The organism is Streptomyces sp. SN-593, from assembly GCF_016756395.1.
In the GTDB taxonomy this organism is placed as follows: domain Bacteria; phylum Actinomycetota; class Actinomycetes; order Streptomycetales; family Streptomycetaceae; genus Actinacidiphila; species Actinacidiphila reveromycinica.
This window is the reverse complement of the sequence record NZ_AP018365.1, coordinates 7,858,196-7,872,500: the sequence shown is the minus strand read 5'-3', so window position 1 is coordinate 7,872,500 and position 14,305 is coordinate 7,858,196. Positions and strand designations below refer to the sequence as shown.

The following is a 14,305-nucleotide window of genomic DNA, read 5'->3' as shown; positions in this document are numbered from 1 at the left end:
CTGCTGGCCGACATCGAGCGGCGGGTCGCGGTGGGGAGCACCGCGGAGCGGGCGGCGTACGACGCGTTCGCCTCCTACCGCGCGCTGCTGGCGGGTGCGAGCGAGTACCTGGCCGGGCGGGTGGCGGACCTGGACGACGTGCGGAACCGGATCGTGGCGCGGCTGCTGGGGGTGCCGATGCCCGGGGTTCCGGACAGTGACGAGCCGTACGTGCTGATCGCGCGGGACCTGGCGCCGGCGGACACGGCCCTGCTGGACCCGGCGCTGGTGCTGGGGTTCGTGACGGAGGAGGGCGGGCCGACCAGCCACAGCGCGATCCTGGCCCGGGCGCTGGGGGTGCCGGCGGTGGTGGCGCTGGCGGGTGCCGGCGAACTGGCCGAGGGCACCGTGGTGGCCGTGGACGGAAGCACCGGCCAGGTGTTCGTGGAGCCGGACGAGGAGAAGCGCGCCGCGCTGACCGCGGAGGCGGCCGAGCGGAAGGCCGCGCTGGCGTCGTCGTCCGGCCCGGGCTCTACGTCGGACGGGCACCGGGTGCCCCTGCTGGCGAACGTCGGCGGGCCCGGGGACGTGGCGGCCGCCGTGGCGGCGGGCGCCGAGGGCGTGGGGCTGTTCCGTACCGAGTTCCTGTTCCTGGACGACTCCTCCACCGCACCCTCGGAGGAGACGCAGGTCGCGGCGTACCGGCAGGTGCTGGAGGCGTTTCCGGAGGGCCGGGTGGTGGTGCGGGTGCTGGACGCCGGCGCCGACAAGCCGCTGGACTTCCTGACTCCGGACGACGAGCCCAACCCGGCGCTGGGCGTGCGGGGGCTGCGGTCGCTGCTGGAGCACCCCGAGGTGCTGCGGACGCAGTTGCGCGCGCTGGCGCGTGCGGTGGAGGGGCTGCCGGTGCACCTGGAGGTCATGGCGCCGATGGTGGCGGACCGGCAGGACGCCAAGGCGTTCGCGGACGCGTGCCGTGCGGCGGGGTTGCCGGCGAAGTTCGGGGCCATGGTGGAGATCCCGTCGGCGGCTCTGCGGGCCCGGTCGGTGCTGAAGGAAGTGGAGTTCCTGTCCCTGGGCACGAACGACCTCGCGCAGTACACCTTCGCGGCCGACCGGCAGGTGGGCGCGGTGGCGCGGTGGCAGGACCCGTGGCAGCCCGCGTTGCTGGACCTGGTGGCCTCGGCGGCGGGCGCGGCACGAGCCGAGGCCAAGAGCTGCGGGGTCTGCGGTGAGGCGGCGGCCGACCCGCTGCTGGCGTGCGTGCTGACGGGGTTGGGGGTCACCAGCCTTTCGATGGGAGCGGCGTCGATTCCGTACGTGCGGGCGACACTGGCGAAGTACACGGTGGCGCAGTGCGAGCGGGCCGCCGCCGCCGCGCGCGCGACGGACAGCGCGGAGGCGGCCCGGGCGGCGGCGCAGGCGGTGCTGTCGGGCGAGTAGCCGGCGGGTGGCGGTGCGGGGCCGCGCGCGCTCCCGCGCCGGCCGGCCGCGCCTGCCTCCTCGTGCGCGGCCGGGGTGGTCCCGCACCGCCGTCCGGGGGTGGTCCCGCGCCGCCGTCCGGGTCGGTCAGGTGCGGTCGGCGAAGGGGTGAGGGGAAGGAGAAGGCTGTGGATCTCGGTGTGCGGGGCTGTCAGGGGAGGGGGATGCCGGGGGCGTAGCGCACTCCGGGTTCGGGCGGGATGGGGGCGCCGGTCGTGGGATCGGTGCAGTAGGCGTCGAAGACGGCGGCCTCGGTGAGGGGGTCGGGGGTGCCGTCGCGCAGTTCCCAGCCGCGGACGGTGTCGCCGTCGGGGTCGAGGGTGCGGATGACGAGGCCGGCGGTGCGGCCGGTGACGGTGGCGGCTGCCATGACGGTGCACAGGACGAGGGCGTCGGTCTCGGCGACGTGGGGTTCGCCGTCGGGTGAGGTGTGGGCGTGCAGGGCGGCGGGGAGGGGCGGGCCGTCGTCGGTGGGGAGGCTGCACACGATGTGGTGGGTGCCGGGGCCGACCGCGTCGAGGAGGCCGAGGAGGGTGTCGGACGCGTCGTCGAAGGCGCAGTGGGCGAGCTCCTGGCCGCAGTCGGGGCAGGGGCCGGCGTCCATGAGCAGGTCGGTGGCGCGTTGCCAGACGGCGCGGCGGTCGGCCTCGCGGGCGAGCGCGGTGCGCAGTTCGGCGAGGGGTTGGCGGGCGTAGTGCACGGTGGGGCCGGTGGTGGTGGCCTCCGCCGCGTAGCGGGTGCGGGTGTGCGGGGTGTCGGGGGGTCTGCGAGTGCTGCGGCAGTAGGAGTCGTACGCGTCCGGGTCGAAGTGGGTGACGGCGACGTGGGTGCCCTGGGCGTGCAGGCCGCGGAGGAGTCCGTCGAGGTGGTGCAGGTACTGTCCGTAGTCGTCGAAGGGGAAGCTCCGGTAGCGGGTCATGGCGGCGAAGTCGTGCTCGTCGAGCAGCAGGGGGACGACGGTGGGGGCTTCACGGCGGAGGGCTCGGCGCAGGCGGCTGCGGCCGGGTGGGGCGCCGCGGCGGCCTGCGCGGGGCGGCCGGGTGCCGGTGGGGGCCGTGTCGGGGCAGGTGGAGCGGTCGGACCGGGCGCGGTGGCGGGTGTCCTGGCGGGCGCGGTCGTGGTCGGGTCGGCCGTTGTGGTCGGCGGTGGGTGGCATGGCTCTCCCCCGGTGCGGGTGCGTGTCGGTACGGGTCGGTGGCGGCCGGGGCCGGTGCGACCTCGGCCACCACTGATCACTCACCGTAGTCGGACCCACTGACAATCCGGTGCGGGGCCGGTGGCTCCCGGGCTACGCGGGGCCGTCCGCGGCGGCGCGCTCGGCGGCGAGCCGCTCGTAGAAGCGCAGCACGTCGAGGTCGTCGACGGAGCCGGGGTTGACCGCCTTGTCGAGGGCGGTGCCCTGGAGGAGGCGCTTGACGGGGACCTCGATGCGCTTGCCGGTGAGGGTGTGCGGCACTCCGGGGACCGCGATCACCTCGTCGGGGACGTGGCGCGGGGAGAGCCGGGCGCGCAGCGCGGTGCGGATGCGGTCGCGCAGGGCGTCGTCGAGGGTGGCGCCGGGGGCGAGGCGGACGAACAGCGGCATCCAGTAGCCCCCGTCGGGCTGTTCGACGCCGATGACGAGGGACTCGGCGATCTCGGGGAGGCGTTCGACGACCTCGTAGATGTCCGAGGAGCCCATGCGGACGCCCTGGCGGTTGAGGGTGGAGTCGGAGCGGCCGTGGATGACGACGGTGCCGCGCGAGGTCAGGGTGATCCAGTCGCCGTGCCGCCACACGCCGGGGAACATCTCGAAGTAGCTCTCGCGGTAGCGGGTGCCGCCGGGGTCGTTCCAGAAGCGGATCGGCATCGAGGGCATCGGGTTGGTGACGACGAGTTCGCCCACCTCGTCGACCACCGGGTGCCCTTGGGCGTCCCATGCCTGGAGGTCGGTGCCCAGGCATGGGGCCTGGAGTTCGCCGATGTGGACCGGCAGGGTGGGGACGCCGCCGGCGAAGCAACTGCACACGTCGGTGCCACCGCTGACGGAGGCGATCCACAGGTCGGCCGCGACCTCGTCGTGCAGCCAGCGGAAGCCGTCGGGGGGAAGCGGTGAGCCGGTGGTGGCCACGCAGCCGACCGCCGACAGGTCGAAGTCCCGGCCGGGGTGCAGTTCCGCCTTGCGGCAGGCGATGACGTAGGCGGCGGAGGTGCCGAAGACGGTGGTGCCGGTCCGCTCCGCGACGCGCCACTGCGCCGCGGTGTCGGGGTGGCCGGGCGCGCCGTCGTAGAGCACGATCGTGGCGCCGGCCAGCAGGCCGGAGACGAGGAAGTTCCACATCATCCAGCCGGTGGAGGTGTACCAGAAGAAGCGGTCGCCGGGGCCGAGGTCGAGGTGCAGGCCGGTCTGCTTGAGGTGTTCGAGCAGGATGCCGCCCTGGGACTGGACGATGGCCTTGGGCAGGCCGGTGGTGCCGGAGGAGTAGAGCACCCACAGCGGGTGGTCGAACGCGACCTGTTCGTAGGCGGGTTCGGCGTCGCCGGTGGTCAACGCGTCCCAGTGCAGGGCGCCTTCGGGGGTGTCGGTGCCGAGCAGCGGGATGTGGACGGTGGCGCGGAGGGTGGGCAGCGCGGCGCGCAGTTCGGCGACGGTGGCGGTGCGGTCGTGGGCCTTGCCGCCGTACCGGTAGCCGTCGACGGCGAGCAGCACCACGGGTTCGACCTGCTGGAAGCGGTCGAGGACGCTGCGGGCGCCGAAGTCGGGGGCGCAGGAGGTCCACACGCCGCCGACGGCCGCGGTCGCGAGCAGCGCGACGACGGCGTGCGCGGTGTTGGGGAGGTAGCCGCTGACCCGGTCGCCCGGGGTGACCCCGAGGCGGCGCAGTTCGGCGGCGAGCGAGGCGACCTGGCGGCTGAGTTCGGCCCAGGTGACGGTGGCCGGGTCGTGGCGCTCGTCGAGGTGGATCAGCGCGGGACGGTCGGCGTGGTCGGGGTCGAGGGCGGGGCGCAGGGCGTGCTCGGCGTAGTTGAGCCGCGCGCCGGGGAACCAGCGGGCGCCGGGCATCGCGGGGTCGGCGAGGACGGTGTCGGCGGGGGTGGAGAAGCGGACGTCGAACCACGCGGTGACCGCGCTCCAGAACGCCTCGGGTGAGCGCACCGACCAGGAGTGCAGGGCGGTGTAGTCGGCGGCCGGGTCGGTGCCGGTGGGAGTGGGGGCGGAGTACTCCCGCGCGGCCCACCGGTGGAAGCGGGTCAGCCGGGCGCCGGCGATCCGTTCGGGGCTCGGGCTCCACAGCGGTGCCGGGGTGTCGGCGGCGGGCTCGGGCGTGGTGCTCATGGGCGGCTCCCGGACGGTACGCGTCGTTGCGTCGGTGGGTCGGTACCCGGGACGGGCGTCCGTCGCCTGGGGACTGGGCAGGACGATGCCATGTGATCGTCCGCGGCGCCAGGGTGGTCCGGCCGGTGTGGGGCGGGTCGCACCGGACGGCGGGCGGGGCGGGCGGAGGCGGGAGGCGGGAGGCAGGAGGCAGGAGGCGGCCGGGCATGATCGTCGAGGTGAACAGCGGCTGAACGAGCGGCGCGGGCTTCCGGGCCGGTGGGAGGGTGGGGGCATGGACGCTGGGTATCTGCTGGGCGCGGTGTGGGGGGAGGTCGTGGGCGGGGTGCGGGACCTGCGGACGGCGTTGCGGCGGGGGCGGGCGGGCGGCGCCGATCTGCTGCGGGTGGTCGGGATGGCGGGGTCGGCGCGCGGGCGGCTGGCGGTGCGTTCGGCGCGGCGCCGGCGGGCGACCGACGCACGGGACCTTCCGGTGCCCGGCCCGGAGCGCACGCGCACGCCCGGCCCGGTGGTGGGGGCGGACCCGCAGCCGGGCGGCGGGGTGGTGCGGTTCGCCCGGTCGCGGTTGCTGGTGCGGGTGGCGGTGGGGGGCGCGGTCTTCTGCGGTTGGGACGACGCGGCGCCGCTGCCGTCGTACGCGCTGGCCGGCGAGTGCCCGCCGGTCGATCCGCGGGCGGTGCTGGAGCCGGACGGCGCGGGCTGGCGGGTGGTGTCGGAGCGGATCACGGTGCGGATCTCGGAGCGGGGGGTGGTGGACTTCCGCACGCCGGGCGGGCTGCTCCTGCGTTCGGAGGGCCCGCCGTCGTGGCAGGACCCGGTGGCGGGTCCGGCGCGCGGCCATGCGCCGCGCTGGGAGCAGCGGGCGCGGCTGCCGGCCGACGCGCGGGTGTTCGGGCTGGGCGGGCGGGCGGCGGGTCCGGTGCTGCGCACCGGCCGGTACCGGTTGTGGAACACCGGCCCGGGCAGGTCGTTCGGGCCGGGCGACGATCCGCTGTCCATCACGATGCCGGTGCAGTTGGTGGTCGCGGACGCGGGCAGCCACCTGGCGTTCCACGACAACACGTGGGACGGCGAGGTCGCGTTGTGGGACGGGCGGGAGGGCGCCGGGTCGGGGCCGGACCAGCACGGGATCAGCCGGCTGCGGATGGACGGCGGGCCGCTGCGGTACTGGGTGATCGCCGGGACGCCGGCGCGGGTGCTGTCGGCGTGGACGGCGCTGACCGGGCGGCCGGCGGTCCCGCCGCGCTGGGCGCTGGGCCACCACCACTCCCGGTGGGGGTTCGGCGGCCAGGAGGAGGTGCGGCGGGTCGCGGACGGCTACCGGGAGCGGGAGTTGCCGCTGTCGGTGCTGCACCTGGACGTCGACCACTTCGACGGGCACCGGGGCTTCACCGCCGACCCGCGCACGTTCCCCGATCTGCCGGGCCTGGCGAAGGAGTTGGGCGGGCTCGGGGTGCGGCTGGTGTCGACCGTGGACCCGGCGGTGAATGCGGAGCCGGGTCTGACGGCCTACGACGACGGGTCCGCGGCCGGGGTGTTCGTCCGGGACGCGACCGGGCGGGAGGTGCGTGGCGCGGTGTGGCCGGGCGAGGCGGTCTTCCCGGACTTCACCGATCCGGCCGTGCGCTCCTGGTGGGGCGGCCGGTACGCGGAGCGGCTGGAGAAGGGCTTCGCCGGGTTCTGGCACGACCGCAACGAGCCGGTGTCCTTCGCGGCGTTCGGCGACCCGACGCTGCCGCGCTCGGCCCGGCACGCGCTGGAGGGGCGCGGCGGGGACCACCGCGAGGCGCACAACGTGTACGGGCTGGCGATGGCCCGGGCCGGCTACGAGGGCCTGCGCGAACTGCGTCCGGACACCCGGCCGTTGGTGTTCTCCCGGTCGGGCTGGGCCGGGATGCAGCGGTACGGCGGCACCTGGTCGGGCGACGTGGCGACCGGGTGGGAGGGCCTGCGGACCTCGCTGGCGCTGGTGCTGGGGCTGGGGTTGTGCGGGGTGCCGTACTCGGGCCCGGACGTGGGGGGCTCCACCGGCACGCCGTCGCCGGAGTTGTACCTGCGCTGGTTCCAACTGGGCGCGTACCTGCCGCTGTTCCGCACCCGCTCGGCGATCGGCGCGGGGCTCCGCGAGCCGTGGCGGTTCGGCCCGCAGGTGCTGGAGCACGCGCGCGCGGCGCTGCGGGAGCGCGAGCGCCTGCTGCCGTACCTGGAGACGCTGGCGCACGTCGCGCACCGCACCGGCGCGCCGTACGTGCGGCCGCTGTGGTGGAAGTCGCCGACGGACCGGGCGCTGCGGGACTGCGAGGACGCGTTCCTGCTCGGCGACGCGCTGCTGGTCGCGCCGGTGCTGGCGGAGGGGGCGACGAGCCGGGTGGTGCGGCTGCCGCGCGGGCTGTGGCACGACACGGCGACGGGGGCGTCCTACCGGGGGCGTTCGACGGTGCGGCTGGAGGCGCCGCTGGGCCGGATACCGGTGCTGGCCAGGGCCGGGGCGGTGCTGCCGGTGGCCGGTGGGGGCGGGGCGGTGGCGTTGGAGGCGTGGGCGCCGCGGCCGGGCCGGGGCGGGGGCGGCGAGGTGGCCGTCGGTGACCCGGAGGGATGGGCGGCGCCGCGCCGGGAGCGTTTCTTGTCGCGCTGGGAGGGTGAACGGGTCGTGGTGGAGCGGGAGGGCGGCGGCGAGGTCGGCTACGAGGTGCGGGTGCGGGGGCTGGAGGCGTAGCCGCCGTCGAACCAGCGGCGGACGGCGAGGGTGTGCAGCGGGAACCCCAACTCCTGGGGTGCGCGCAGGATGTCGTAGCCCTCGGTCTCGTCGGTCGCGGCGGAGGGCGGCAGTTCGCCCAGCGGTCGCGGCGGCAGCAGGCCGAACAGCAGCAGGTAGCCGCCGTCGGTGTCGGTCAGCGCGTCGGCGAGCACGACGTCGGCGGCCCGGGCGGCGATCCCGGTCTCCTCCAGGAGTTCCCGGGCGGTGGCCTGCTGCCAGGTCTCGCCGACGTCGATGAAGCCGCCGGGCAACGCGAGAGTGCCCAGTGCCGGCCGGATGGCGCGGCGGATGGCGACGAGGCCGGTGCCGGCGGCGTCGTGGACCGGCAGCAGGCAGACCGCGACGGGCAGCGGGTTGCGGTAGGCGGTGTGGCCGCAGGCGGGGCAGGTGCGCGGCCAGCCGGCGGTGTCGGGGTAGGGGGCGCCGCAGGCGGAGCAGTGGCCGTGGGGTCGGCGCGGCGGTGCGGCTGACGGGTCGTCCGGGAGCGGGGCTTCGGCGGCGTCGGAGGGCACGCGCGGACCCTACCCGACCGTGGCGCCGGTGAGCACCTGCCGGGCGGGACCGTGGGACTCCATCACGACCGGGGCGCCGAGCAGGGCGCCGACCGCCGTGGGCCAGTGGTCGGGGGTGGACCAGACCGCGGGGTGCGCGCCGAGCAGCCGGCGGGTGAGCGCGGCCTGCCGGTCGAGGTCTCCGGGCGCTCCGACCGGGAGGCGTTCGACCAACTGCCCCCCGATCGCGTAACCGTGGCAGATCCGCAGCGCGGGGCAGCGCGGCGGCGCGTCGAGGTGGGTGAGGGCCAGGGCGTCCACTCCCCCGCAGACCTCGACGGCGTACGCGTGCGCGACCGCGTCGAAGTGCCCGACGCGGAAGGCGCCCTGCCAGCGGCCGTGGCCGTTGTGGGGTTCGGGCAGCGCCGCGGCGAGTTCCGGCTCCTCCGTGACGTGCGGCCCCGGTCCGTGCCGGACGGTGTAGGTGCGCACCACGCCGATCCGGCGGGCCGGGCCGGGCGCGCCGGCCTCGGCGAGCAGCGTGTCGGCGTGGGCGAAGGTGGTGGTCGACCAGGTGGTGTGGGGGTGGAAGCCGTGCCACTCGTCGAGCAGCACGCCCTGGGCCCCTTCGAAGACGAGGGGGCCGCCGCGGACCAGGCGGCGCAGGTGCGTCTCGTCGGTGAGGGCGACCGCGTCGGCGAAGGCGCCGAACGCGGCCGCGCAGTCCTCGACCGGCGGTGCGGCCAGCGGCCCGAGGTCGTCGGTGAGGCGGTCGCGCAGGAGGCGCAGCTTGCGCAGCAGCCGCGGCCGGGAGGCGCAGTCGCCCGCGGTGGGCGCGTCGTCGGGGTGGGCCAGGGCGTAGGCGGCGGTCTCCCCCACGCCCATGCCGCAGGAGCCGTGCCGGTCCGCGCCGCGCGCCCGCTCGCGCAGCCGGTTGGCGGCCGCGTGGTAGGGCGTGACCAGGCGGGCGTCGCGGTCGACGGTGAGCAGGGCGTACGGCGCCGGGACGCCCAGCGCGCGCAGGTGGTCGGCCTCCGCGGCCAGGGCGAGCGGATCGACGCACATGAAGCGGGACAGGTGGGTGGGGGTGCCGTGGAGGGTGCCGGCCCCGAACTGGGCGAAGGTGTGGTGGCGGCCGTCGGCGGTCACCACGTTGTGGGCGGCCTGCGGGCCGCCGTTGAACCGGACGACGGCGGTGACGGTCCGCTCCTGGCACAGGCGCGCGACCACGGCGCCCTTGCCGGCGTCGCCGTAGCCGAGGTCGACGACGGCTGTGTGCACGTCGGGCTCCTCTCTCCTGCCGCCCCGGGGCGCGTGCCCCGGGGCGGAGTGTCCTGCTGATGGCGGGGTACGGGGGTCAGCGCGCCAGGGTGCTGAGGGCGCGTGCCACCGAGGGACCGGCGGTGGAGCCGACCTCGGCGAGGTCCGCGAGGCCCTCGGCGAGGTCGATGGCCTCCTCGCCGAGGCCGACGGTGAGCGCGATGGTCTCGCAGACGGCGTCGAGGTCGTCCAGTTCGATGACGTTCTGGCCGAGCAGGCGGCGCCACAGGGTGAGGACCTCGGTGTTGCCGGCGTGCGCGGCGCCGGTCGGCAGGATGTAGAACACGTGGAACTTGCGGCGCAGTTCGGCGAGGATCTCCGGCAGCGGGATGTCCCGCTGGACGCGGTCGCCGAGCACCCCGCGGATCTCGCGGGCCTTCACCTTGCCGTAGGGCATCTCGTCGCCGATGAGGAAGAGGTAGCCGCGGCGGCCGCGCTTCTCGTGGCAGTCCAGCGAGGTGTGCCGGGCCATGGCGTAGAGCGCGAGCTCGTAGGACTCGGTCATCTGGCCGCCGCCTCCGCCTTCGAGGAGGATGTTGCCCAGTTGCTCGTCCATGCGGTTGTCGGACTCGAACTGGCCGAGCTGGAGCGGGACCCGGTCGCAGGTGGCGTCGCCGACGCCGCCGAAGAGGATCTGCGGGTGCTCGGTGTAGCCCTTGCGCAGCAGCAGCCCGAACAGTTCGGGCAGTTTGGTCTGGAGGACGCGCGGGACGGAGCCCATCGAGCCGGTGACGTCGAACAGGACGGAGATGGCGAGCGAGGTGGGGTGCTCGGCGGAGTCGCGGCTCTCGCGGGTGGTGAGGCCGTGCGGGTCGAGCGAGGGGTGCGCGGTCCAACCCGACCGCGGGGAGGTGTGCTTGACGCGGTCGCTGTAGGCGAAGGCGCTCGCGCCGGAAGCCGAACGGTAGCGCTCGGCGGCGTCGTAGACGTTGGTGGACCAGCTTCCGCTGCCCATGGTGATCCCCCTGGAGACGTGGTGGTGGGTTCTGTCGTTGCGGTCGGGTGGTGGGTGGGCCCGGCCGGCGGTCAGCCGGCCCGGACGGCCGGCATCGTGAACGGGCGGAAGGTGCGCGGCCCGTAGAGCCGGTCGAGGAGGTCGTCGAGTTCGGCGAGCAGGTGCCAGGCGTCCTGCGGGCGGGCGTTCTGCCCCGGGAGGGTGCAGCCGCGCAGGAAGGCGCGCATCGGGCCGGGGGCCCGGGGGCCGACCAGGTCGCGGACGCAGACCGAGGCGAGGTGGATGTCGGTGGCCGCGGTCGCGGGTTCGTGCTGCCGGGCCTCGGGCGGGTAGTCGGCGGCGTGGTGGTGGACGAGCACCGGCACGTCGGTGCCGACGGCGGTGGCGTAGCACCAGTCGACCAGCACCAGGCCGTGCAACTCGGGGTGGATGAGGACGTGTTCGGGGAAGACCGCGCCGTGCACCAGTCCGGCCCGGTGGGCCCAGCCCAGCGCGGTGAGCAGGCGGCGCCACATCCAGGCGGCGTCGCGGGGGTCGAGCCCGCCCGGGTGCGCGGCCGCCACGGCGGCGAGGCTGTGGAAGCCGTCGAGTGGTGCGAGCGCGTTGACCCGCAGTTCGGTGCCGTCGCCGGCGCGGTGCCGGAAGCTCTCCAGCAAGGTGGGCGCGTAGGCGCGGTGCCGGGGCTCGGCGACGGTGTCCAGGCGGGTCAGGACGTCCGCCTCGTGTTCGGTGAGGTCGTTGTCGCGGGGCGCGCGCGGGATCTTCAGCACCGCGGCGCGGCGCTCGCCGTCCTGGTCGAAACGGGCTACGCGCAGGTCGCAGAGGTCGCCTGCGGCCAGCAGCGGGCCGAGGACGTACGTGTGGCGCGGGCCGGTGAGGACCTGGCGGTCGTGGTCGTGCCAGGCCGCGGTGAGCCGCGCGAAGGCGGCCGTGGCCTGCGCGGTACGCCCGGGCGGGGCGGTGTCGGGGTGCAGCAGGCGGGCCAGCCGCCGGTAGCGGGTCGCGGCGTGCGCCGGGTCGGCGGGGAAGGCGGCGGCGCCGTCGAGTACGGCCAGGGCCTCGTCGAAGGTGCGCGGCTCGGGGTGGCCGCCCTCCTCCGGGCCGCCGAGGCGGCCGGTGGCGCGGTGCGCGTCGGGGGCGCGGTCCGGATCGGCGGGACGGCTCGGGCCGGCGGAACGGTGCGGGCCGGCGGGACGATGCGGATCGGCGGATCGGCGCGGATCGGCGGCGCTCACCGTATGCCCGCCTCGCGGTCCGGGCGCAGCAGCGCCGGGTGGAGCAGCTTGGCGTCGCCGGCGCGGTAGAGGCGGGCGCGCGGGCCGCCGCGGCTGCCGGGACGGGTGTCCGTCTGCCCGGTGGACTCCACGAAGCCCGGCACGGACAGCACCTTGCGGTGGAAGTTGCCGGCGTGCAGCGGGGCGCCCCACACCGTCTCGTAGACGGCGCGCAGCTCGCTGATCGTGAAGGTCTCGGCGAGGAACGCGGTGGCCAGCGGGGTGTACTCGATCTTGCCGCGGGCCCGCTCCAGCGCGTCGGCGAGGATGTGCGCGTGGTCGAAGGCGAGTACGGCCTCGCCGGGCTCGGAGGGAAGGGGCCGGCGACCGGTACCACCCCCGTGGGTCCCGGTCCGCCGACCCCGCTCGTGGGGACGCCCGGCCGCCGCCTCCGGTTGCCCGGGAGGCAAAACCGGGTTCACGGGTGCGACCACCTCCACCGGCAGCCAGGCGACGCCGGCGGCGTCACCGCCGGCCTGCGCGTCGGGCAGACCCGGCGCGAAGGCGACGTAGGCGATCGACACGACGTGCATGCGCGGGTCGCGGTCGGGATGGCCGTACGAACCGAGCTGTTCGAGGTGGACCCGGCCGAGCGTGGTGGCGTCCAGACCGGTCTCCTCGGCGAGTTCGCGTGCCGCCGCGGCGTCGAGCGACTCCTTCCCGGCGCGGACGAAGCCTCCGGGCAGGGCCCACGCCCCGGCGAAGGGCTGTCCGCCGCGCTCGATCGCCAGGACGTGCAACCGCCCCTGGCGCAGGGTCAGCACCACCACGTCAACGGTCACCGCGATCGGGTCGAACGCGCGCGGGTCGTACCCGGCGAGGAAGTCCCGCTCACGCCGCCCCCGTTCGCCGCTGTGGTCGTGCCGCGCCGCGTCCACGCCGGTCCCCTTCCTTCGTCCGCCGACCGCGCCGGGGCGGCGGATGCCCGTGCCGAGTTGTTCTCATGATGAGTATTTCTCGATATGAGAAGAACATAGCACGGGGCCCTGACAGGGTCCAGGCCCGGCGCTACTGTGCGGTGATGACGAAGCAGACCTACGGCTCATTCGAGGAGTTCTGGCCCTACTACGTGGCGATGCACTCCAAGGCGGCGACCCGGTGGGTCCACCTGGTGGGCAGCCTGACCGGGCTCGCGATCACCGGGTACGGCCTGGCCCGCGGCCGGGCTCGGTACGCCGCCGCGCTGCCGCTGATCGGCTACGGGACCGCCTGGCCGGCGCACTTCCTCATCGAGGGGAACAACCCGGCGACGTTCGGGCACCCCGCGTGGTCGCTGCGCGGCGACGTGAAGATGATCGCCGCGATGCTCGCGGGGCGGGACGCGGAACTCGGCGAGACGGCGGCGAAGTGGCTCGCGGAGAACGGCCGTCCGGGCGGACGGACGGCGACCGCGGAGGACGCCGGCTGACGGGGAGAGGGGCGCGGAGGGCGCCGCACACACGTCAGCCGCCAGCCGGCAAGCGGCTGACGGCTGACGGCTGACGGGCCGTCCTACGCGGTCCGGCGGGCGGTGGCTACACGGCGCTCTGGCGCGCCGCCATGTTCGCCGCGTGCTCGACCACGCTGATGAGCACCTTCTTCGCCGAGTCGCGCTCGCGCGCGTCGCACAGCACCACCGGCACGCCCTGCTCGATGTCCAGCGCCTCGCGGACGCTCTGCGGGTCGTGCAGTTCGGCGCCGTCGAAGCAGTTGACGGCGACCGCGAAGGGGATGCCGCGCTGCTCGAAGTAGTCGACGGCGGCGAAGCAGTCGGCGAGCCGGCGGGTGTCGGCGAGCACCACCGCGCCCAGCGCGCCCTGCGCCAGCTCGTCCCACAGGAACCAGAAGCGGTCCTGCCCGGGCGTGCCGAACAGGTAGAGCACCAGGTTCTCGCGCAGCGTGATCCGGCCGAAGTCCATAGCGACCGTGGTGGTCCGCTTGCCCTCGACCCCGGCGGTGCTGTCGACCGGGCGGCCCGCCTCGCTCAGCGACTCCTCGGTGCGCAGCGGACGGATCTCGCTGACCGCGCCGACCAGCGTGGTCTTGCCCACGCCGAACCCGCCGGCCACCAGCAGCTTGAGCGCCACCGGCTCTTTGGCCGGCTGCTCGGGACGGCGTTCGGTGCGCAGGACGGCCATGGTCTCTTCTCTACTCCCCAACCGGGGCGGGCGACGGGGTGCCCGCATCTGGCGTACTCACAACTCAGGTTTCACACACGTTACTTGGCGCCGCGGCCGGCGCCGTCACGGCCTGTCGACAAGCCGTGTCGGCGGCGGCGCCGCAGGCCGCTCGGGCGCCGGCCCGGTCCGGCCCTACAGGGCGCGCAGGCCATTGATCACGTCGCGCAGGATGCTCACGTCGGGCAGTTCGGCCGGTGGCACCGGCTTGTGAATGTGCACGTGCGCGGCTTCCACCAGGTCGCCGACCAGGACCCGGACCACGCCCACCGGCAGGTCGAGGTCTGCCGCCAGCTCGGCCACCGAGATGGCCTGGTACTGGCAGCGCTCGATGATGTCGAGGTGCTCGGGCGACAGGGTGGGGTCGTCCACCGGCGCCGCGCCGTCCCCCGGCGCGCGCTCGGTGATCACCAGGGCGATCAGGTCGATCCTGGCCTCCGCGGCATGGCTGGTACGGCCCCGTGTCATCGCGTAGGGCCGCACCACAGGTCCGGCGGCGGCGTCGTACCACTGCTCCGACGACGACGGTTCAGAAGTTGCGGACGACTCAGAAGTCATGGCCTGTCACCCCGTA

Annotated in this window: 12 protein-coding genes (1 of these 12 only partly in view); 3 read left to right on the top strand and 9 right to left on the bottom strand. The window is 75.4% G+C overall.

Annotated features, from left to right (window positions below; translation table 11 throughout):
• Positions 1-1,422 carry the 3' portion of a phosphoenolpyruvate--protein phosphotransferase gene (gene ptsP, locus RVR_RS33485; protein WP_202237667.1) on the top strand. It extends 249 nt beyond the left edge of the window, so only the last 1,422 of its 1,671 coding nucleotides appear in the window; its start codon lies off the left edge, out of view; the stop codon is at positions 1,420-1,422.
• Between the two features lie 190 nt (positions 1,423-1,612).
• Here the strand turns inward: ptsP and RVR_RS33480 are convergent, their stop codons facing one another.
• Both RVR_RS33480 and RVR_RS33475 read right to left on the bottom strand, forming a co-directional pair.
• A complete protein-coding gene (locus RVR_RS33480) occupies positions 1,613-2,617 on the bottom strand; it encodes a hypothetical protein (RefSeq protein WP_237405122.1) in 1,005 nt (334 codons plus the stop codon).
• Between the two features lie 132 nt (positions 2,618-2,749).
• Positions 2,750-4,777, bottom strand: a complete 2,028-nt coding sequence (locus tag RVR_RS33475) for an acetoacetate--CoA ligase (protein ID WP_202237666.1) — start codon at positions 4,775-4,777, stop codon at positions 2,750-2,752.
• A gap of 394 nt (positions 4,778-5,171) precedes the next feature.
• On the opposite strand from RVR_RS33475, the gene RVR_RS33470 reads away from it, so the two are divergent.
• A complete protein-coding gene (locus RVR_RS33470; protein WP_237405457.1) occupies positions 5,172-7,493 on the top strand; it encodes a glycoside hydrolase family 31 protein in 2,322 nt (773 codons plus the stop codon).
• Here the strand turns inward: RVR_RS33470 and RVR_RS33465 are convergent.
• The 5 genes from RVR_RS33465 to RVR_RS33445 form a co-directional block, all read right to left on the bottom strand.
• On the bottom strand, positions 7,460-8,047 hold the full coding sequence (locus tag RVR_RS33465) for an NUDIX domain-containing protein (RefSeq protein WP_202237664.1): 588 nt from the start codon (positions 8,045-8,047) through the stop codon (positions 7,460-7,462). The two genes, RVR_RS33470 and RVR_RS33465, sit on opposite strands and share 34 nt — an antisense overlap.
• A gap of 9 nt (positions 8,048-8,056) precedes the next feature.
• On the bottom strand, positions 8,057-9,307 hold the full coding sequence (locus tag RVR_RS33460; protein WP_202237663.1) for an adenylosuccinate synthetase: 1,251 nt from the start codon (positions 9,305-9,307) through the stop codon (positions 8,057-8,059).
• 76 nt (positions 9,308-9,383) lie between these two features.
• Positions 9,384-10,301, bottom strand: coding sequence for a hypothetical protein (locus RVR_RS33455; protein WP_202237662.1), 918 nt, complete (start codon positions 10,299-10,301; stop codon positions 9,384-9,386).
• A 71-nt stretch (positions 10,302-10,372) separates the two neighbouring features.
• Complete coding sequence (locus RVR_RS33450; protein ID WP_237405484.1) at positions 10,373-11,536, bottom strand: molecular chaperone DnaJ; 1,164 nt, start codon at positions 11,534-11,536, stop codon at positions 10,373-10,375.
• The gene (locus RVR_RS33445; RefSeq protein WP_202237661.1) at positions 11,533-12,453 is read right to left on the bottom strand and encodes an NUDIX hydrolase; all 921 of its coding nucleotides are present in this window, start codon (positions 12,451-12,453) and stop codon (positions 11,533-11,535) included. Before RVR_RS33445 ends, RVR_RS33450 begins: the two co-directional genes overlap by 4 nt.
• 143 nt (positions 12,454-12,596) lie before the next feature.
• Here RVR_RS33445 and RVR_RS33440 point away from each other — a divergent pair, with 143 nt between their 5' ends.
• Complete coding sequence (locus RVR_RS33440; RefSeq protein ID WP_202237660.1) at positions 12,597-12,983, top strand: Mpo1-like protein; 387 nt, start codon at positions 12,597-12,599, stop codon at positions 12,981-12,983.
• Positions 12,984-13,089: 106 nt separating this feature from the next.
• Here RVR_RS33440 and RVR_RS33435 read toward each other — a convergent pair whose 3' ends face one another.
• Positions 13,090-13,692: a GTP-binding protein gene (locus RVR_RS33435; protein WP_202237659.1), complete on the bottom strand. Its 603-nt coding sequence runs from the start codon at positions 13,690-13,692 to the stop codon at positions 13,090-13,092.
• A gap of 174 nt (positions 13,693-13,866) precedes the next feature.
• Positions 13,867-14,289: a DUF742 domain-containing protein gene (locus RVR_RS33430; protein ID WP_202237658.1), complete on the bottom strand. Its 423-nt coding sequence runs from the start codon at positions 14,287-14,289 to the stop codon at positions 13,867-13,869.
• Between the last annotated feature and the right edge of the window lie 16 nt (positions 14,290-14,305).

Excerpts from the sequence above, each read along its gene's own strand:
- RVR_RS33480 (WP_237405122.1), bottom strand. The coding sequence starts at position 2,617 with ATGCCACCCACCGCCGACCACAACGGCCGACCCGACCACGACCGCGCC.
- RVR_RS33475 (WP_202237666.1), bottom strand. The coding sequence starts at position 4,777 with ATGAGCACCACGCCCGAGCCCGCCGCCGACACCCCGGCACCGCTGTGG.
- RVR_RS33470 (WP_237405457.1), top strand. The coding sequence starts at position 5,172 with ATGGCGGGGTCGGCGCGCGGGCGGCTGGCGGTGCGTTCGGCGCGGCGC.
- RVR_RS33455 (WP_202237662.1), bottom strand. The coding sequence starts at position 10,301 with ATGGGCAGCGGAAGCTGGTCCACCAACGTCTACGACGCCGCCGAGCGC.
- RVR_RS33440 (WP_202237660.1), top strand. The coding sequence starts at position 12,597 with ATGACGAAGCAGACCTACGGCTCATTCGAGGAGTTCTGGCCCTACTAC.
- RVR_RS33435 (WP_202237659.1), bottom strand. The coding sequence starts at position 13,692 with ATGGCCGTCCTGCGCACCGAACGCCGTCCCGAGCAGCCGGCCAAAGAG.
- RVR_RS33430 (WP_202237658.1), bottom strand. The coding sequence starts at position 14,289 with ATGACTTCTGAGTCGTCCGCAACTTCTGAACCGTCGTCGTCGGAGCAG.